The following is a 19,274-nucleotide window of genomic DNA, read 5'->3' on the forward strand; positions in this document are numbered from 1 at the left end:
CCCGTGTCGGGATCGCGTCCGGATCGCGGTCGAGACAGCGGGCGGGTTGCCGCCCTGGGGCCCGGAAACGATGATCAAGCCTGGCACGGTACAAGTCAATCCACGGTTTTTGCTTGCGAGACCCAAGCTTAAGCTTGGATCTCATGACTCTTGACGATCTCCGTGTCTTCGCCGCGGTCTGCCGAACCGGCGCGCTGAGTGCTGCCGCCCGCGACCTGGACTGCACGCAGTCGGCAGTCAGCCAGCACGTGAAGCGACTCGAACGGGAGCTGGGACTCAGCCTGCTCGAACGGCTCCCGCGCGGGGTGGCGCCGACTCCGGCGGGGCAACTGCTGCACACGGCGGTGACCGAGGGCCTGGGGCGCATCGACCAAGCCGTGCGCCGCATCGAGGAACTCGCCCGCGCGGAGGGCGGATCGGTGCGCGTCACCACCGGCGCCACGACCGTCCGGCACTTCATGGCCGCCGCCGTGGTCGAGTTCCGCCGGCGCTTCCCGCGGGCCAGCCTGGAGTTCCAGACCGAGACGTCCAGCCGAGGCTGCTTCGAAGCGCTCGCCGCCGGCGCGGTGGACCTCGCCTGGATCACCCTGCGGCCGGCCGGCGGCGCCGTCGAACAGCGGCCCGTCGTCGACCTGCCCTGGTCACTCGCCGTCACGGCCGGCGACCCGCTCGCCGCCAAGCCCTCCATCGAGCCCGCGGACCTGCAGGACGCCCGGCTCATCGGCCTCCCGGAGAACTCCACGGCGCGCACCCAACTCGGCACGTGGCTTGCCGAATCGGGCGTCCGGCCCGTCTTCGACACCAGCGTCACCGACTGGGACACCGCGATCCTGCTGGTGGGGCTCGGGCTCGGTCACGCGGTCGTCCCGACCCTGCCCGAGTGGACCGGCCCGGGCCACCCCGACCTGCGGCTGGTCCCGATCCCCGCCCTCCCCGCGCTCACCGCCGGCTGGGCTGTTCGCCGTTGGGACGCCCTTTCCCCACTGGCCCGCGCCTTCGCCGACACCGTCGCCCACCACTGCGCCCGCCTGTCCGGTCGGGCGAGCCGCAGCCGATAGGCCGCCTCACCCGGCGGCGCAGGAAGCGCTCCCCGCCATGCGGGGACCGCACCGGACTGTGCCTCGTGCCGGTGCTCGCCGCGTCGCAGCCACAGCGGTCTCATCGTCCGGGAAGCGTGTCGCCGCGGCTGATCCGGGTATGCATCGCCACAGGCGCTCTCGCGCGTCTGCGGGAGAATCGTGCGCCGCCGGTAGTGTTCATGACAATAATCTGATACCCATGCGGTTCATGACGTCATGTCACTTACGGGGGATCAGAGGCAGGACCGCAGCCGTGACAGCGCTTCTCGCGTTGTCGCTCACCGGATGCGGCGGCGGTGGCGGTGGCTCCGGGGCCTCGTCGAGCGGGCGGGAGACGGTGACCGTCGCCGCCCTGCCGCTGGCCGACGGTGCCGCGCTGTATCTGGCCCGGGACCGCGGGCTGTTCGCCAAGGAGGGACTGGACGTCCGTATCCAGCCCGTCCAGCAGAGCATCCAGGCGCTGCCCGCCCTCGCCAACGGCCAGGTCGACGTGATCGCCGGCGCCAACTACGTCACGTTCCTCCAGGCCGATGAGAAGGGCACCCTCGACCTGCGCATCATCAGCGAGGGCGTGCGCATGGCCCCGCACATGATGGACGTCCTGGTGCCCAAGGACTCGGACATCAAGACCCTCGCCGACCTGCCGGGCAAGAAGGTCGCGGTCAACATCCTCAACAACATCCAGTCGCTCACCCTCGACGCGATCCTGGACCAGCGGGGCCTCGGCCACCCCGTCTACCGACAGATCGCCTTCCCCCAGATGGGGCCCGCGCTGCAACGCCACCAGGTCGACGCCGTGCACGCGGCCGAACCCTTCGACAGCGCGATCCAGTCCCAGGCCGGCGCCCGCGTCCTCGCCGACGGCGGGTCCGGCCCCGTCGCCTCCCTGCCCATCAGCGGCTACGTCACCACCCGGCAGTACGCCGAGAAACACCCCAAGGCGGCGGCCGCCTTCAGGCGGGCCGTCGAGGCCGCCTCACGGATCGCGGCCCGCGACCCGGCCGCCGTACGAGCCGAACTGCCGAAATACACCAAGGTGACCGCGGACCAGGCCCGTTCCGTCGGACTGCCCGCCTACGCCACCGCCACCGACCCCGCGCAACTGCGCCGCCTCACCCAGCTCATGATCCGGCAGGGGCTGCTGAAGAAGCCCGTCGATCCGGCGACCCTGCTGATCACATGAGGGAGGGGAGCGCGGCGCCCCGGACGGGCCGGGGACAGCGGCTCGGCCTCGGCGCGCTCGGCGCATCGCTGGCCTTCGGCGTCTGCGAGGCGCTGGGCCGGGCCGGGATCGTGGGCCGCGCCTACCTCCCGCCGGCCTCCGAGGTGCTGGCCAGGGCCGTCCGTCTGGCCGGCGACCCCGCCTTCCTCGGCCAGGTCGGCGCCACCCTGCGGGCCTTTGCACTCGGGCTCGGCCTCGCCTGTGCCATCGCGGTGCCGCTGGGGCTGCTGCTGGGCAGCCTGCCGCTGCTCGGCGCCGCCGCCCGGACCATCGTGGAGTTCCTGCGGCCACTGCCGTCCGTCGCGCTGATCCCGCTGGTGTCCCTGCTGCTGGGCACCGGCACCGGCACCGAGGTCACGCTGATCGCCTACGCGTCCGTCTGGCCGGTGCTGTTCAACACCGTCTACGGCATCGGGGCGACCGACCCGCTCGCCAAGGACACCCTGCGCGCCTTCGGCTTCGGGCGCATCGCGGTACTCCTGCGCGTGGAACTGCCCGCCACCGCGCCGTTCATCGCCGCCGGGATACGCATCTCCGCCGCCGTTGCCCTCATCCTGGCCGTGGCCACGGAACTCCTCGCGGGCTTCGGCCGGGGTCTCGGCATCTTCATCGCCCAGGCCCAACTCGCCACCGACGGCGCCCGAGACGTCCTGGCCGGCGTCGTCTGGGCGGGCGCGCTGGGCCTGGCCGTCAACACCGTCCTGGTGTACGGCGAGCGCCGGCTCTTCCCGTGGACGCCGGACCACCGTACGCAGGACACGCGGTGAACCGGGCGAGAAGCGCCCTGCGCGACCCCCTGCTGCGCCTGCTCGTCCTGGTCGTGGCCGGGGCCGCCTGGCAGGCCGCCGCGGCCACCCACCCCAGCGTGTCCTTCCCACCGCCGCTGCGCATCGTGCGGCACGCCCACGCGCTGTGGTTCTCCGGCCCCGCCCGGCACCTGTTCCTGACCCCGGCCGCCCTCACCGACATCCTGCCCAGCCTGGGCCGCCTGGCCGCCGGCTTCGCGCTCGCCGCCGTCGCCGGGATCGCCCTCGGCATGGCCGTGGGCCGTTCACGCCGGGCGTACGCGCTGTGCGATCCGGTGCTGCAGTTCGCGCGCGCCGTCCCGCCCCCGGCGCTGGTACCGGTGTTCGTGGTCCTGTTCGACTTCGGTACGCCGATGCAGCTCGCGTCGATCGTCTTCAGCGCCGTCTGGCCGGTACTGGTCAACACCGCGCAGGGCGCCCGCGCCACCGACCCGCTGCGCCTGGACGTCGCCGCCGTGCTGCGCCTGACCCCCGTCGAACGGCTGCGGTACCTGCTGCTGCCCTCCGCGCTGCCGCACATCTTCGCCGGCCTGCGGCTGAGCCTGTCGCTGTCCCTGATCCTCATGGTCTTCTCGGAACTGCTGCCGGGCTCCGCGAACGGCATCGGCTTCGCCCTCACCGACGCCCAGTCCCGCTCCGACCTGCTCACCGTCTGGGCGGTGCTGCTGCTGCTCGGCGTACTCGGCCATGTGCTCAACACCGGTCTGCTGGCGGCCGAGAGACGGCTCGTCGGCGGTAAGAGTCGAAGGGAGAGAACCCTATGAGCCTGCACGCCGGCCACCGCGCCCGGACCACCGTCCGGGAGGCCGTCGTCCGCTTCCTGCGCGAGACGGGCATGACGACCGCCTTCGGCAACCCGGGCTCGACGGAGCTGCGCATGTTCCGCGACTGGCCCGAGGACTTCACCTACGTGCTCGGTCTGCAGGAGTCCACCGCCGTCGCCCTGGCCGCCGGGCACGCCCTGGGCACGCGGCGCGCCGCGTTCGTCAGCCTGCACTCGGCCGGCGGCGTCGGCCACGCCCTCGGAGCCGTCTTCAACGCCCACCGCGACCGCGTCCCGCTGCTCATCGTCGCAGGCCAGCAGGCCCGCTCCCTGATCCAGCTGCGGCCCTTCCTCGGCGCCGACGAACCCGACCGGTTCCCGCGCCCTTACGTCAAGTTCGCCCGGCAGCCCGAACGCGCCGCCGACGTGCCCGCCGTGCTGGCCGAGGCCCACCGCATCGCGATGACGCACCCGCGCGGCCCGGTGTTCGTCTCCGTCCCCGAGGACGACTGGGACGAGCCCGCCGAGCCCGTACGGCCGCGCACCGTGCACGCCGCGTACACCGCCGACCAGGACGCCCTCGCCGCGCTGGCCGTCCGCCTGGACGCCTGCGCGCGCCCCGCGCTCGTGGTCGGCCCGGGCGTGGACGACGAGGAGGCGCTGCCCGAGGCACGGGCGCTGGCCGAGCGAACCCGCGCCGCGGTATGGATCAGCCCCCTGTCCGGCCGCTCCGGCTTCCCCGAGACCCACCCCCTGTTCCAGGGCTTCCTGCCACCGGTCCCCGGCGCGCTCGCCGCGCGCCTGGCGCCGTACGACGTGGTGGTGGCCCTCGGCGCACCGGTGTTCACGTACCACGTGGCCGAGGACGCACCACCCCTGCACCCGGGCACCGAGCTCTTCCACCTGGACTGCGACCCCGCACAGGCGGCCTGGCTCCCCACCGGCACCAGCATCGTCACCTGCCTCAAGCCGGCCCTCGCCCGGCTCACCGCCCAGCTGGCCCCCACCGACCGGAAACCGCCCCCGCCCCGCCAGACCCCGCCGCCCGCCGCCCCCGGACCCGGGATCACCGCCGAACTCGTCTTCGACCTGCTGCGCGCGCGGCTGCCCCGCGACCGGGTGCTCGTCGAGGAAGCGCCCAGCCATCGGGACGCCCTGCACGCGCGCGTACCCGTCGACGCGAGCGGCGGCTTCCTCACCACCGGCAGCGGCGCCCTCGGATGGGGCCTGCCGCTCGCCGTGGGGCGCGCCCTGGCCGACCGGCGCCGCGTGGTGTGCGTGCTCGGCGACGGCTCCGCGCTGTACTCGGTCCAGGCACTGTGGACCGCCGCCCGCCACCAAGCCCCGGTCAGCTACGTCCTCCTCGACAACGGCGGCTACGCGGCCGTGCGCTCCCTGGGCCGCCGTATCGGCGTCAGCCCCGTCCCCGGCACGGACATCACCGGCATCGACTTCCCCGCCCTGGCCGCGGCCCTCGGCTGCCCGGCCGACCACGCCACCGACCCCGCCGACCTGCCCGCCGCCCTGGACCGCGTCCTCGACGCCGGCGACGAGGACGGCCCTCGCCTGCTGCACCTGCGCGTCGCCGCGACCGAGGGCGCGATGTACACCGACCCGTGGGCGGGGTGACGGCCCGGCATGCTCCGCCTCGACGGCCTCGGCCAGGGCTACGGCGACCACCGGGTCCTGCACGACATCACCCTCACCGTGCCCGACGGCCAGTTGCTGTGCGTCGCCGGCCCCTCCGGCTGCGGCAAGTCCACCCTGCTGCGCACCATCGCCGGTCTGCTTCCCGCGCGCGAGGGCACGATCAGCCTCGACGGCACCCCGGTCACCGGCGTGCCCGACCGGCTGGCGGTCGTCTTCCAGGACTACGGCCGCTCGCTGCTGCCCTGGCTGACGGTCCGCGACAACGTGGCCCTGCCGCTGCGCCGCCGGGGACTGCGCCGCGCCGAGCGGCGCGCGGCGGCCGACCGCATGCTGGAGCGCGTCGGCCTGACCAGCACCGTACGGCAGCACCCCTGGCAGCTGTCCGGCGGCATGCAGCAGCGCGTCGCGCTGGCCCGCGCGCTGGTCTGCCGCCCCGCCCTGCTGCTCCTGGACGAGCCGTTCGGCTCCCTGGACGCCCAGACCCGCGAGGACCTGGAGGACCTGCTGCGGCAGGTGCACCGCGCCGACGGCACGACCACCGTCCTCGTCACCCACGACATCGACGAAAGCGTGTACGTGGGCGACCGGGTCGTCGTCCTCTCGCCCGGACCGGCCGCTCACATCGTGCTCGACCTGCCGGTGGACCTGCCCGAGGAACGGGACCAGATCACCACCCGGGGCTCCGACACGTTCGTCGCGCTGCGCGCGAAGGTGGGACGCGCGGTGCGCTCGGGCGCCGGCCGCTGAGGCACCCCCGCCGGCGGGCGGCAGTTCCGTCACCTGCCGCAACGCCCGTTGCTCACCGGTAGAAGCGGCTCCAGCCGCTCGCGCTGAGCATCTGTCACGTCACCTCTGTCTCCCACGGGCCCGCCGACGAGAGGATTGATCGCCGGGACGTCGTCCAGCCCCCGGCGATGCCCGGTACTGACCACTGAATACGGTGGAGGGACCGTTGAAGGGGAGGACGCGAAGACGTGGACGTGTATGAGGCCGTGGACAGTCGCCGGGCCGTGCGGGCGTTCAGCGATGAGCCGGTACGCAAGGAGGTGCTCGAGCGAGTGCTGACCGCAGCGACGCGGGCTCCGTCCAGCGGCAACCTCCAGCCGTGGCATGTGTACGTCGTGACCGGTGACCCCTTGGCCGAACTGAAGAGGCGCACGACCGCCCGGGCACTGGCAGGCGATCCGGGTGACGAGCGGGAGTATCCGATGTACCCGGACGAACTGACCTCGCCGTATCTGGACCGCTTCGCCGCCGCGGCCACCCAACGGTACGAAGCTCTGGGGATCGAGCGCGACGATCCTGAGCGGCCCAAGAAGATCGCCGCACTGAACTCGGAGGCGTTCGGGGCGCCGGTCGTCCTGTTCTGCTACCTCGACCGGACGATGGGGCCCGGACAGTGGGGTGACGCCGGGATGTACTTGCAGACGGTCATGCTGCTGCTGAGGGCGGAAGGGCTGCACAGCTGCCCCCAGGTGATGTGGACCATGTACCGCAAGACCGTCAGCCGAACAGTCGGAGCCGACGACGAGCTCGTACTGTTCTGCGGCATCTCAGTGGGATTCGAGAAGAAGGGCACACCAAGGCTGCGGACAGGACGGGCGGACATGACGGAAACGGTGAGCTTCATCGGCGTGTGACCGCTGACGACCGAGATCGACAGGACAGGCCCTGGTCTAGGCAGTATTCGTTTGGATCAGTGGATCGTGTTCGTCCTGCCCGGCCGGCCAGACGGGTCTGACGTGGATCGGTACACCCATTGTCAGACGCTGCTGGCAGCATCACCGTTGTGAACGCCATATTCACCACCCCTCCGCGGCCAGTCGACGTGACGGCCCTCTTTCCTGAGCTGGCTCCGCTGGCGCGCACGGCGACCCGGCTGCACCCGCGGCCCGGTTCGCCGACCGTGCACGACAGCTCTGTCGGCGGGCCGCTCCTGTGGCCCGCCGACGAGCCGTAGCCGTACCGCGGCGAGCCGCACGACCGGCACGCGGCGTCGGTGGTCCGCTCCCCGGACGACATCCGGCTCCTCCGCCAAGATCGCGCCGCGGCGGCCGAGCGGCGGCGCCTCGTGCCTGTTCTCACCGGAGCAGGTCACCGAGTACCCCAACCCCTCGGAGCTGGACAGGGAACTTCGGGACCAGCTGGACGACATGAGCCGCTGGGAGACGATCGACCCGGCGCGGTACAACACGTACGCGGACGACCCGGGCGAGCTCTACCTGAACAACCTCTCCACCGCTCCCGGCTGGAAGACCGGCGGCTGGACCCGCTGGAGCCCCACCGACCCCAAGCCCCGCCCCTGCCCCGAGTGCACCACCGAGCAGGTCCCGCTCCTCACCATCGCCTCCTGGGAATGGGACGGCGGCAGCGGGACCTGGATCGCCGAGGAGGAACCGACGAGCCCGGCCCCGCCTCCCCTGGGCGCCCGGGCCGGCAACTTCACCTTGATCGACATCGTCGGCGGCTGCAACCTCCAACTCCACGTCTGCCCGACGTCCCCGGACCATCCGCACATCGAACTGCTCCAGTGAGCCCTCGCGGAAGTCCTCCGCGCCACCGTGGACGCCACGATCGGCGTCCCAGCCGGCAGCCTTGTACAACGTGAGCCGAACGATGGGTCCTAGGTTCCTTGACTTGGCTCTGTCTGTCTCAAGCGGTCGGCGACATACGCCGCGAGCGTCTCTCGGGAGGGATGTCCCCAGCCGATGCAGAACGGGTGCCCGGCCGGGTCCGCATACACCTGGTGTCCCTCGACGGCATCAAGACCAGGCGCCGGCTGAAGGAGCCGGGCACCCAGGGCGATGGCCTCCTCGTGCGCAGCTCGCGGGTCGTTGACATGCAGGTCGAGATGCACTTGCTGGAGGGTCGTCCCATGCGGCCAGTCGGGCGGGACATGGTTCGGCGCCAGTTGCACGCCGATCCGCCACTCTCCTTCAGCGTCGATGACGCTGTGCCAATCGTCATCCTCGAATACGTACCCGCTGAGCATGCCGGCCCAGAACGTGCTTTCCGTATGGAGGTCGGCCGCATCGAACACGATCACCTGACGGAGCATCCGCATGACGCGCACACTACGGGAGCGAGTGCTTGAGGAGTAGCGCACCAGCCGGGGAAACCGGCCGCTGCCGACGGCCGACCGGCCCCGGAGGGTCCGGCTCTCGGTCAACGAGCCTTCGGAGTGACCAGACAGCAGTTCACCGTCGTCGGCAGGCGCCCTGCTCGAGCAGCCAGTTCTGGGCCGCGTCCAGGACGGCGTCTTGGTGGCGGGCCGCCGGGCGGGGGTCCTTGACGACTTCCTCGTCCGGCGCAATCGCCGCCTCGTAGGTGCGGCCCGTGCGGTCGGCGTCCTTGACTTCCGTGAGGATGATCATGGCGCCGTCGGACAGGCGGTGCGGCACGTTTCCCGTCGGGACGCCTTGGGTCCGTTCGCCGAAGAACCGGGTGTCCGGACGTCCGCGGAAGGCCACCACGACCGCCTCACCCGCACTGGCCGTCTGCCGGCCGGTCAGCACGGCGACCGGCGGCCTGCCTCGGCCCAGGGGTCGACCGGCGCCCCCTGCCTGCGGCTTGCCGTCCAGGTACGGGGCACCGTCCTTGATCGACCAGACGAACTTCCTGCCGTCCGCATCGACGAACATCCCCGCCGTGCCGTCGCCCAGAATCGGCCCGGCCACGGCGAGCACCGGCCACATGCCGCCACCGGTCTCCCGCCTCAGGTCCACCACCCAGCCGCAGGCTCCCGCCCCGTCCGCCTTCGTCGCGGCGTCCCGGCCCTGCCGTACGTACGCGTCGTACGTCTTCTGGGAACCGTCCACCGCGGTCAGCGAGAGGTACCCGATGCCGTTCTTCAGGGCGCGGCCCTGCGGAGGTTCGAAAGAGGCGATCGACGCCTTCAGGGTCTCCTTGGCCTGCTCCGGTTTCCAGAAGGTACTGTGCCGGTCGCCCAGCGCCTGCAATGCCGACTCGATCGCCCCGTAGGTGTCCGCGGGCTTTTGCGCTCCGCGAGCCTGGGAGAACGCTTTGCTCCGCAGATCGGCCCAGTCGATCTGGTGACGGCGCAACGCGACAAGTACGTCCGCGCCTCGGGCGCCATGTCGTCGCCGGCCGAGTCCTGCGCACCGCTCGTGCATCCCGTCGCCGCAAGGACGACTCCGGCCAGTGCCGCACAGGCCGGCATGCGCCATGAACGTCGCCGCCTCATCCATCCCCATGCTCTCGTCACGGTAAGCAACCCTAGGGTCAACGATCACCCGCTGACGAGCTCACAGCTGCGGTGGCTTCGTGGCCGAGGTGGACGAGAGCCTGCGCCACGACCGGGAGCGACGACCTGGTCCGCCGAAAGCGGTCTACGGCGTCTGCGCTACGAGTCGCAGCATCGGCACCGGCGGGGAGTCCCCGGCAACGGGCTGGACCGGGAGCCGGGCGTGCCGCCGGACACCGACGCGTCCGGCGGCACACACGACACTGGTCTGTCACTTCTTCAGTCGTCTGTCACTTCTTCGCGACCGGTGGCCGGCCCCGGGGGCCGGCCGGGAGGATGGTCAGTCGAAGTAGTCCGGCTGGGTCTGGACGTTGAGCTCCTTCATCTTGATCTTCTTCGCGGGGTCGGTCCGCTTGTCGGAGATCTTCAGGACGTCGAAGCCCTTGTCGATGTCGTTGGAGTAGATGTAGCCGTTGTAGTAGTACGCCGACCACGAACCGCCGAGTACCAGTTGATCGGCGCTGATCGGCCCCCGCTCGAAGTAGGCGATCTCCTTCGGCTGCGATGAGTCGGTGAAGTCCCAGACGGAGACACCGCCCTGGTACCAGGCCTGGACCATGATGTCCTTGCCCTTCACCGGGATCAGCGAGCCGTTGTGGGCGACGCAGTTCTCGGTGTCCGCCTGGTGACGCGGGATCTTGTAGTAGCTGCGGAAGACCAGCTTGGCGTTCTCGCCCCTGCCGACGATGTCGTAGATGCCGTCGGCGCCCCGGTTCGGGCCGATCTCGGCGTTGCAGGTGGCCGCGCCGCCGCCGCCGAGCTCGTCGGTGAAGACGACCTTGTCAGCCGTCTGGTTGAAGGTCGCCGAGTGCCAGAAGGCGAAGTTGACGTTGTCCTCGACACGGTCGATGACCTTCGGGTGCTCCGGGTCCTTGATGGACATCAGGATGCCGTCGCCCATGCAGGCGCCGGCGGCGATGCCCTTGGAGGGCAGGGCGGTGATGTCGTGGCAGCCGGTGGTGGCGCTGCTGCCCTCGCCACCCGGGTTGCCGCCGTCCGGGAAGAGCACGGGGAAGCCGACGACGGCCGCCTTCTCCGGCGCGTCGCGCGGGACCTTGACGACCGAGATGCCGTCGTGCGGCGGCTGGCAGTCGGGGAAGGTCGCGCGCGGCGAGTACGAGGAGACGTAGATGTAGACGTTCTTGGCCGTGGGCACCAGCGAGTGCGTGTGGGAACCGCAGGCGGTTTCGACGGCGGCGACGTACCGAGGGTTGGCCTTGTCGCTGATGTCGAAGACCTTCATGCCCTCCCACGAGGACTTCTCGGTCGCGGGCTGCGTGGTGCTGTTGCAGGAGCTGTCGCTGCGCGAGGAGTCGGTGGAGAGGAACAGCAGGTCACCGGCGACCGAGACGTCGTTCTGCGAACCGGGGCAGAGCACTTCGGAGACGGTTTTGGGCTTCTTCGGGTTGCTGATGTCGTAGATGCGGAAGCCGTCGTAGTTGCCGGCGAACGCGTACTTGCCCTGGAAGGCGAGGTCGGTGTTGTAGTCCGCCAGGCCCGCCTTCGGCACGTGGGCGACGTGCTTGATGTTGCCCGAGTGGACGATCTCGTCGGGTGCGGGGATCTCCTCGCTCGCGATGGCCGCCCTGACCTCGGCCTCGGTGCTCTCGGACACCGACTTGGACGAGGTCTTGCCGTCTCCCGGTCCGGGGGTGGCAGCCGCCGGAACCGCCGTGAGCAGGGCGGCCAGGAGTCCGGCCGCGGTGGCGGCAACTCCCAGGCGTCTTGGGCGTATTCGGGTCGTATGGCGCAGGGTCACTACGTCCTCCGTGATGTTCCGTTGAAACGGGAACGGTTCTCCGACCCCTGAAGTATCGTCTTCACCATGCACATATCAATAGAAGGTAACGAGACTGCCATGAAATTGCTTTGCCCGGTCGTGTGCATCGGCGTGCCGGAACGGTCCGACGCGAGCAACCCACCTGCCCTGCCACACGACTGATCGACCTCAACTCATCCGAACCCGGAGGTTGTTGTGCCCTTCTCCCGTGCACGCCGCGCGATCGTCCGCATCCTCACCCCGCTGGCCTTCTCCGTGTGCGCCGTCGCCGCCACCGGCTGCGACTCCGGATCCGGCGACGGCTCCGCGCATGCCGACTCCCGTCCGGCGGGCGGCCCGTCGGTGATCGCGCCAGGCAAGCCCGGCGAGAAGAACGAGGTGCTCTCCGCCGAGGAGGCCCAGCGGCGGCGCAAGCAGGACGACACTCCCAACGCGGCAGACATCTCCTACGCGCGGATGATGATCGTCCATCACCAGCAGGCTCTGGAGATGACCCGACTGGCCCCGGACCAGGCGCAGTCGGCGAAGGTGAAGCGGCTCGCCGAAAGGATCACCGCCGAACAGGGGCCGGAGATCGAGGCCATGCGCAGCTGGCTGAAGGACGCGGGCTCCGGGGAGCAGGCGGGCCACGAGCACGACCACGGGGCCATGCCGGGGATGGCCACCGAGGAGCAGCTCACGGAACTGCGCGCCGCCCGCGGCGAGAAGTTCGACGCACTCTTCCTCCGGCTGATGATCACGCATCACGAGGGCGCCCTGACCATGGCCACGGACGTCAAGGGCAAGGGCAACAACATCCGCATCGAGGAGATGGCCGACGACGTCATCGCCCAGCAGTCCGCCGAGATCCAGCGGATGCGCGGGATGCGGTGACACAGCGATCCGAAGCGCCGCCGAAGATGCGGCGGCCCGTCAGTGATCCTTCCTCACGGGCCCTGCGATCAACCTGAGCGGCCACCGCCGATGGCCCGCCCGACCCGATGTGTATGGTGAGCGACAGGTAGGGAAAGCGGGCGGTAGGGGCGCATATGGACGTGATCGTGGTGGGCCTGGGCGCCATGGGCAGCGCCGCGATCCACCAGCTCGCGCGGCGTGGGGCCGAGGTGCTGGGTATCGACCGCCACAGCCCACCGCACGCCTTCGGCTCCAGCCACGGCGAGACAAGGATCACCCGCCGGTTGACTCTGGAGGGCGCTGAGTACGCGCCGCTCGCGGTGCGCTCGCACGAGTGGTGGCGGCGCATCGAGGCGGAGACCGGCACCTCGGTGCTCACCGAGTGCGGCGTACTGAACCTGGCTGACCATGCCGCCGATCCGCGGGCGTTCGCCGTTCACGCCCGCGCCGCGGCCGCCTGCGGTATCGCATACGAGCTGCTGGACGCTGCCGCGCTGCGGGACCGTTTCCCACAGTTCCGTGTGGAGGACACCCGCGTGGGCCTGCTGGAGCCCGGCGGTGGTTTCGTCCGCCCTGAGGACGCGATCCGAGCCCAACTGGAGCTGGCGGAGCGGTACGGCGCGCGGCTGCACCGTGGGGAACGCGTTCTGGCGGTCGAGCCCGCGGCGACGGGCGTGACCGTACGCACCGACGCCGGCACGTACACGGCGGACCAGGTCGTGCTGTGTGCCGGAGCGTGGCTGGCCGGCCTGCTCGACGATCCCGGTCTTGCCCGGCTCTTCGGCGTCTACCGCCAGGTCCTGCACTGGTTCGGCGTCGAGGGCTCCGGGCAGGACTTCTCCCCGGGGCGTTTCCCCACCTTCATCTGGCAGGGGGTGAGCCGGGCGGATGAGTACTTCTACGGCTTCCCCTCCATCGACGGCGCGACGATCAAGGTGGCCACGGGACAGCTCGAACGTCGCACCCCCGATCCGGACAGGCTCGATCGCACCGTCGCCGCGGACGAGGCGGCCCGCTTCCACCACACCATGATCGGCGGCCGGCTGCCCGGGGTGTCCGCTCGCGCCGCGCGCTCCCAGGTGTGCATGTACACCGTCACGCCGGACGAGGCGTTCGTCATCGATCGCCTGCCGGGAAGCGAGCGCGTTCTCGTGGCCTCTCCCTGCTCCGGACACGGCTTCAAGCACTCCGCGGCGATCGGCGAGGCGCTCGCCGAACTGGCCACAGAGGGCGCCACCACCCTCGACCTCACACCGTTCGCGTTCGATCGCTTCACCCGGTAGGCGGAGGAGGCGGCGGTAGGTCAGGGCCCGTTCCGGCCCCAAGGCACTGGTTCTGGCGACGCTGGAACCCCGGCCCGCCTCCGTATCCGGGCAATACGGCCACCAGTCGGTGTCCCGGGCGTGGAGCCGGTCACTTCGGGTGCTCGCGTGGAGCCGGTCACTTCAGGCGGAGGCCAAAAAGCAAAAGGGCAAGGAGATCTCTCCCTGCCTCTCTCAACTTATAGCGCACCGGGGGGCTTGCGGCAAGGCCCCGGTTCTGCCGCAGAATCGTCGGCCGAGCCCACAGCCTGCGGAAACGGGGCACGACAGGTGTGTCGTGGTCGACGTGGGGGGTGCGGTGACGTCGAACCAGCGGTGGGAGAAGCAGTGCGGTTGCGGTTGCAGGCGGTCGGGCGAAGGCGCGCGTGTGCGCGGCGCCCGACCGGGCGGAGTGGTCGGCCGACTCGTCAGTCGGAAGGCGATCAGAGATGAGGACGTGCCCACCACGGTGTTCCACACAGCTGGAGCTGCCGGTGAATCGATCGGCCGGCGCAGTGCGACGGAGCACGGCTGCCCCGGAGGTATCGCAGTGATCGAGCAGTACGTGTTGGATCTTCAAGAGATTGACGGCAAGCAGGTCGGGGCTGTTGGCGGCAAGGCCGCGAACCTGGGCGGGCTGTCGCGTATCGCGGGCCTCCGCGTGCCGGCGGGCTTTTGCGTGACGACGGACGCCTTCCGGCGGATCATGGCGGAAGCGCCGTCGCTCGACGCTCGGCTCGATCAGCTGTCGCACGTGAACCCGGACGATCGGGACGCGATCCGGACACTCGGCGCGGAGATCCGCCGGACCATCGAGGAAATCGCCATACCGCACGATCTCGCGGCGGAGATCACGCGCGCGCTCGTCCGGAACGGTGAGCAGGCCTCCTACGCCGTCCGGTCCAGCGCGACGGCGGAGGACCTGCCGACGGCCTCCTTCGCGGGACAGCAGGACACATACCTGAACGTCGTGGGGCCGAAGGCGGTCCTCGAGTGCGTCAGCCGATGCTGGGCCTCGCTGTTCACCGAGCGTGCCGTCACCTATCGCCGGCGGAACGGCATCGACCACCGTGCGGTCCACATGGCCGTGGTCGTGCAGCGAATGGTCTTCCCGGATGCCGCAGGCATCCTGTTCACGGCCGACCCCGTGACGGGCAACCGGAAGGTCGCCACCGTGGACGCCGGCTTCGGCCTCGGTGAGGCCCTGGTCTCCGGCTTGGTGAACCCGGACGTCTTCACGGTGCGAGACGGCGAGGTCGTCGTCGAGGCGATCGCTGCGAAGCAGCGCGCCGTTCGCGCCCTGCCGGGCGGCGGTACGCGGGCAGTGGCGATCGACGCTCAGCGGCAGCGGCAGCCGGCGCTGACACATGCTCAGGTCGTTCGGCTCGTGCAGCTCGGGCGGAAGATCGAGGCGTACTTCGGCCGCCCGCAGGACATTGAATGGTGCATGGTCGATGACGACTTCCACATCGTTCAGAGCCGGCCGATCACGACGCTGTTCCCCGTCCCCGAGACAGGTGACCAGGAGAATCACGTCTACGTCTCCGTCGGCCATCAGCAGATGATGACCGACCCCATGAAGCCTCTGGGCCTCTCCATGTGGCAGCTCACGGCCATGGCACCGATGCACGTCGCCGGCGGGAGGCTGTTCGTCGACGCCACACGGCGCCTGGCCTCGCCCGCGAGCCGTGCCGGCCTGCTGGACGTCGTGGGCAGGTCCGATCCGCTGACCAGGGACGCGCTGGAGACCGTCCTGTCCCGCGGCGACTTCGTCCCGTCGCTCCCGGACGCGGCTCCCGGCGGGCCCCCGACCGGCCGCGCCTCCGCCTCGATCGAGACCGATCCGGCCATCGTCACCGAGCTGATCGAGCGCAGCCAGGCGTCCATCGCCGCCCTGAAGCGGGACATCCGGACGAAGAGCGGACCGGCACTGTTCGACTTCCTGCTGGAGGCCTTCGAGGAGCACAAGCGAGTCCTCGGTGACCCGCTGAACATGCAGGCGATCATGGCGGGGATGGAGGCCACGTGGTGGCTCAACGACACGTTGCAGGAGTGGCTGGGGGAGAAGAACGCGGCCGACACGCTCACCCTGTCCGCCCCCGGCAACGTCACGTCGGAGATGGGCCTGGCGCTGCTCGACGTCGCTGACGTGATCCGCCCGCATCCGGAGGTGGTTGCCTTCCTGCGGGGCGTCGAGGACGAGGACTTCCTGGACGAGCTGGCGAAACTCCCGGGCGGGACCGCAGCACGCGACGCCATCGAGGGCTACCTCGACCGGTACGGCATGCGCTGCGTCGGCGAGATCGACATCACGAGGCCGCGTTGGCGCGAGCGGCCCACCACGCTCGTACCCGTGATCCTCGACAACGTCAGGAACTTCGAGCCGGGTGCCGCCGAGCGGCGCTTCGAGCAAGGGCGCCAGGAGGCGCGGAAGAAGGAACAGGACGTGCTGTCACGCCTGCGTGCCCTGCCGGACGGAGAGCAGAAGGCCGACGAAGCCAAGCGGATGATCGACCGCGTCCGGACCTTCATCGGATACCGGGAGTACCCGAAGTACGGCATCGTCAGCCGCTACTTCGTCTACAAACAGGCCCTGCTGGAGGAGGCCGAGCGCCTGGTGCAGGCCCATGTGCTCTCCGACAAGGAGGACGTCTTCTACCTCGCCTTCCAGGAGTTCCACGACGTCGTGCGCTCGAACCAGGTGGACGAACAGCTCATCCGGCAGCGCAAGGACGCTTTCCGGACCTATCAGGCGCTCACGCCTCCCCGGGTGCTGACATCGGAGGGCGAGTCCGTCACCGGGACGTACCGGCGTGACGACGTGCCATCCGGTGCCCTGATCGGCTTGCCGGTCTCCGCCGGGGCCGTGGAGGGGAGGGCCCGCGTCATCCTGGACATCGCGGAGGCCGATCTCCAGGCGGGTGACATCCTGGTCACGGCCTACACGGACCCCAGCTGGTCGCCCCTGTTCGTCGGCATCGCGGGCCTGGTGACGGAGGTCGGCGGCCTGATGACCCATGGCGCGGTGATCGCCCGGGAGTACGGCCTGCCTGCCGTGGTGGGTGTGGAGCAGGCCACTCGGCTGATCCGCGACGGACAGCGGATCCGCGTGCACGGAACCGACGGGTACGTCGAGATCCTCTCTTGACCTCACACCCTGAGAGCACCGTCAACACCCCCGTGCCTGGTGCGGGACGAGCAGACGCGTGCCCTGCCGGCGGCCATCGGCGATGGTCGGCGCGCCGCGCCGGGCCCGGTCGACGCCGGTTCCATGAAGCCCGGCAGTCCTGGCGACTGCCGGGCAGCGGAAGGCCGACGGCCACGACCGGGCAGCGGCCGGCATCGACTGCGCGTACTGCACGACCAGGCCGCGCGAGCGCTCCCGCTTGATCGAGGCCGCCGGGGCGCGGCACCCGGCGACGGCGCGGAGCGGAGCCTGGAGAGGAGGGGCGGGGCCCGACGTCAGCGCTCGGTGCCGGCTCGGGTGGCGGCCGCGTCCTGGTTGTGGGTGGCTGCCCAGCTGGCCAGGAGCTGCAACGCGTCAGCGGCCGGCGTGCCGGGATCCGCGCTGTAGACGGTGATGGACAGCGCTCCGTCGCCGGGCAGGTCCAGACTCTCGTGGACCAGTTCCATCTCGCCGACCACCGGATGGTGGAAGCGCTTCGTTCCCTCGGCGAAGGCGTGCACATCGTGGGCGCCCCACATGATGCGGAAGGCGTCACTTCGGGTGGACAGCTCACCGATCAGGTTCGACAGCTCACGGTCGTAGGGATCCTGCGCGACCGCGACCCGGAGCGCTCCCACCGCGTTGCGGGCCACGCGCTCCCAGTCGGGGTAGAACCGGGTGGCGCGCGGGTCGAGAAAGACATATCGGCAGGTGTTGGCGGGCTCCTGCTCGAGCGCCTCGTGGTGCAGGGCGCGGGCGAGCGGGTTGGCCGCCACGATGTCCAAGCGCTTGTTGCGTACGTAGGCCGGCTGGTCGTGCAGTCCGTCGATGATGCGCAGCACACCGGGCCGCACGGTGGTCTTGTCCGGGCGTCGCGAGCGGGCGGGGTGGGCGTGGGCCGTGCGGGCCAGGGCTTGGAGGTGAGCCCGTTCGGTGTCGTCCAGCCGTAGCGCCTGGGCGAGCGCGTCGAGGACGCTCTCGGAGACCCCGCCGAGGTTGCCACGTTCCAGACGCGTGTAGTACTCGACGCTCACCCCGGCCAGCATCGCGACCTCACCCCGGCGCAGGCCGGGCACCCGGCGCCGCCCGTACAAGGGCAGACCCACCTGCTCGGGGGTGATCTTGCCGCGGCGGGATCTGAGGAAGGCGCTGACTTCGGCCCGGTTGTCCATACGTCCAGCGTAGGAAGCCGCCGCGCCCGGTGGGGGTCCCTGTCAGTACCCCTCACAGCACGGACTCCCAGAAACGGTCCGAAGCCGATTTCCTGTTCATGGCCCTGGGCAGGCCCCGGCCTGCAGCGCTTCGGCGAAGGGCGGCGACAGGGCACCCACAGGAATCGGAGACCGCACCATGCACGTGTTCCTCCGACCGGTGGTCTCACGTCCGTCCCCGTGGCCGACACCGCGGGAGCCGTACGCCCGCGCTCGCCGCGCACCTCGCCCCACGACACCCGACCTCCTCCCCTCCCTCACGAAAGACCCTCTCGTGTCCTCTTCCGCCGGTTCAGCGCTCCGGCCGACCGCCCTGTCCCCGGGAATGACCCGCTCGCTGACCCTGCTGTTCGCCTCCGCCGGCGGCCTCGCGGTCGGCAACCTGTACTGGGCCCAGCCCCTGCTCGATTTCATCGCCCACGATCTGCACGCCTCCCCGGCTAGGGCCGGATGGCTGGTCACCGCCACCCAGATCGGCTACGCCGGCGGAATCGCGCTGATCGTGCCACTCGGTGACGTCCTCAACCGCCGCCGGCTCATCCCCGTCATCACGCTCTGCTCGGCCGTCGCACTCGCCGCATGCGCGGCGGCCCCTTCCTTCTGGGCGCTGACGGCAGTGATCACCCTGCTGGGCATGACGACCGTCTCCGGTCAGCTGCTGACCCCGCTCGCCGGAGACCTCGCCTCCGCCGCGCGCCGCGGCGCCGTCGTCGGAACGGTGGTCTCCGGACTGCTCACCGGCATCCTCGTCTCGCGCACCATCAGCGGCCTGGTCGCCGAGTACGCCGGCTGGCGCACCATCTTCGCCGCGGCCGCCGTCCTCGCCGTTCTGTTCGCCGTCCTGCTGTACCGGGCCATACCGCCGCTGGAGCCGAAGACCCGCATGCCCTACCCGGCGCTCATCGCCTCCGTCGGCAGGGTGGCGCGCCGTGAGCCGGCCGTGCGCTGGACGCTGGCGCTCGGCGCGACCGGGTTCGCCATGTTCACCATGTTCTGGACCGCGCTGACGTTTCTGCTCAGCGGCGCGCCGTTCTCCTACCCGGTCTCCGTGATCGGCCTGTTCGGCCTGGCCGGGCTGGCCGGGGCACTCGCAGCGCAGCGGGCGGGACGCCTCCACGACCGGGGTTGGTCACGGCCC

General features: G+C 70.7%; 17 protein-coding genes and 1 pseudogene. 13 read left to right on the forward strand and 5 right to left on the reverse strand.

Annotation, left to right across the window (positions count from 1 at the left end; translation table 11 throughout):
• Positions 1-143 precede the first annotated feature (143 nt).
• The 9 genes from ABZ484_RS20920 to ABZ484_RS20960 all read left to right on the forward strand — a co-directional run bounded on the left by ABZ484_RS20920 (position 144) and on the right by ABZ484_RS20960 (position 8,054).
• Entirely contained in the window at positions 144-1,058 is a 915-nt protein-coding gene (locus tag ABZ484_RS20920) for a LysR family transcriptional regulator (RefSeq protein WP_358867389.1), read from the forward strand.
• A 274-nt stretch (positions 1,059-1,332) separates the two neighbouring features.
• Positions 1,333-2,262 carry an ABC transporter substrate-binding protein gene (locus ABZ484_RS20925; protein WP_358867390.1) on the forward strand — a complete coding sequence of 310 codons (930 nt, stop codon included), beginning with the start codon at positions 1,333-1,335 and terminating at the stop codon, positions 2,260-2,262.
• Positions 2,259-3,068, forward strand: coding sequence for an ABC transporter permease subunit (locus ABZ484_RS20930; protein WP_358867391.1), 810 nt, complete (start codon positions 2,259-2,261; stop codon positions 3,066-3,068). Before ABZ484_RS20925 ends, ABZ484_RS20930 begins: the two co-directional genes overlap by 4 nt.
• A complete protein-coding gene (locus ABZ484_RS20935; RefSeq protein ID WP_358867392.1) occupies positions 3,065-3,871 on the forward strand; it encodes an ABC transporter permease subunit in 807 nt (268 codons plus the stop codon). The genes ABZ484_RS20930 and ABZ484_RS20935 overlap by 4 nt, the downstream gene beginning before the upstream one ends.
• Positions 3,868-5,499 (forward strand): benzoylformate decarboxylase, encoded by a 1,632-nt coding sequence (mdlC, locus tag ABZ484_RS20940; RefSeq protein ID WP_358867393.1) that lies wholly within the window; start codon positions 3,868-3,870, stop codon positions 5,497-5,499. The genes ABZ484_RS20935 and mdlC overlap by 4 nt, the downstream gene beginning before the upstream one ends.
• Before the next feature lie 9 nt (positions 5,500-5,508).
• Complete coding sequence (locus tag ABZ484_RS20945; protein WP_358867394.1) at positions 5,509-6,267, forward strand: ABC transporter ATP-binding protein; 759 nt, start codon at positions 5,509-5,511, stop codon at positions 6,265-6,267.
• A 227-nt stretch (positions 6,268-6,494) separates the two neighbouring features.
• Complete coding sequence (locus ABZ484_RS20950; protein WP_358867395.1) at positions 6,495-7,160, forward strand: nitroreductase; 666 nt, start codon at positions 6,495-6,497, stop codon at positions 7,158-7,160.
• A 149-nt stretch (positions 7,161-7,309) separates the two neighbouring features.
• A complete protein-coding gene (locus ABZ484_RS20955; RefSeq protein ID WP_358867396.1) occupies positions 7,310-7,480 on the forward strand; it encodes a hypothetical protein in 171 nt (56 codons plus the stop codon).
• 193 nt (positions 7,481-7,673) lie between these two features.
• Positions 7,674-8,054, forward strand: a complete 381-nt coding sequence (locus ABZ484_RS20960; protein ID WP_358867397.1) for a hypothetical protein — start codon at positions 7,674-7,676, stop codon at positions 8,052-8,054.
• Positions 8,055-8,143: 89 nt separating this feature from the next.
• Here the strand turns inward: ABZ484_RS20960 and ABZ484_RS20965 are convergent, their stop codons facing one another.
• The 3 genes from ABZ484_RS20965 to ABZ484_RS20975 form a co-directional block, all read right to left on the reverse strand.
• Positions 8,144-8,584, reverse strand: coding sequence for a VOC family protein (locus ABZ484_RS20965; RefSeq protein WP_358867398.1), 441 nt, complete (start codon positions 8,582-8,584; stop codon positions 8,144-8,146).
• A gap of 133 nt (positions 8,585-8,717) precedes the next feature.
• Positions 8,718-9,584: a S41 family peptidase gene (locus ABZ484_RS20970; protein ID WP_358867399.1), complete on the reverse strand. Its 867-nt coding sequence runs from the start codon at positions 9,582-9,584 to the stop codon at positions 8,718-8,720.
• 480 nt (positions 9,585-10,064) lie between these two features.
• Positions 10,065-11,543 carry a hypothetical protein gene (locus ABZ484_RS20975; protein WP_358867400.1) on the reverse strand — a complete coding sequence of 493 codons (1,479 nt, stop codon included), beginning with the start codon at positions 11,541-11,543 and terminating at the stop codon, positions 10,065-10,067.
• A 216-nt stretch (positions 11,544-11,759) separates the two neighbouring features.
• Here ABZ484_RS20975 and ABZ484_RS20980 point away from each other — a divergent pair, with 216 nt between their 5' ends.
• From ABZ484_RS20980 to rph, 3 genes are all read left to right on the forward strand, one after another.
• The gene (locus tag ABZ484_RS20980; RefSeq protein ID WP_358867401.1) at positions 11,760-12,437 is read left to right on the forward strand and encodes a DUF305 domain-containing protein; all 678 of its coding nucleotides are present in this window, start codon (positions 11,760-11,762) and stop codon (positions 12,435-12,437) included.
• Between the two features lie 155 nt (positions 12,438-12,592).
• A complete protein-coding gene (solA, locus tag ABZ484_RS20985) occupies positions 12,593-13,741 on the forward strand; it encodes an N-methyl-L-tryptophan oxidase (protein WP_358867402.1) in 1,149 nt (382 codons plus the stop codon).
• 568 nt (positions 13,742-14,309) lie between these two features.
• On the forward strand, positions 14,310-16,907 hold the full coding sequence (rph, locus tag ABZ484_RS20990) for a rifamycin-inactivating phosphotransferase (protein ID WP_358867403.1): 2,598 nt from the start codon (positions 14,310-14,312) through the stop codon (positions 16,905-16,907).
• A gap of 30 nt (positions 16,908-16,937) precedes the next feature.
• Here rph and ABZ484_RS20995 read toward each other — a convergent pair.
• A pseudogene (locus ABZ484_RS20995) lies at positions 16,938-17,085 on the reverse strand (IS5/IS1182 family transposase); the annotation flags it as partial.
• A gap of 136 nt (positions 17,086-17,221) precedes the next feature.
• Positions 17,222-18,097 (reverse strand): helix-turn-helix transcriptional regulator, encoded by an 876-nt coding sequence (locus tag ABZ484_RS21000; protein ID WP_358867404.1) that lies wholly within the window; start codon positions 18,095-18,097, stop codon positions 17,222-17,224.
• Positions 18,098-18,461: 364 nt separating this feature from the next.
• Here ABZ484_RS21000 and ABZ484_RS21005 point away from each other — a divergent pair.
• A partial coding sequence (locus ABZ484_RS21005) for an MFS transporter (protein WP_358867405.1) occupies positions 18,462-19,274 on the forward strand: 813 nt, incomplete at its 3' end.

The sequence above is a fragment of the Streptomyces sp. NPDC006393 genome (assembly GCF_040628575.1).
Taxonomy (GTDB): Bacteria; Actinomycetota; Actinomycetes; order Streptomycetales; family Streptomycetaceae; genus Streptomyces.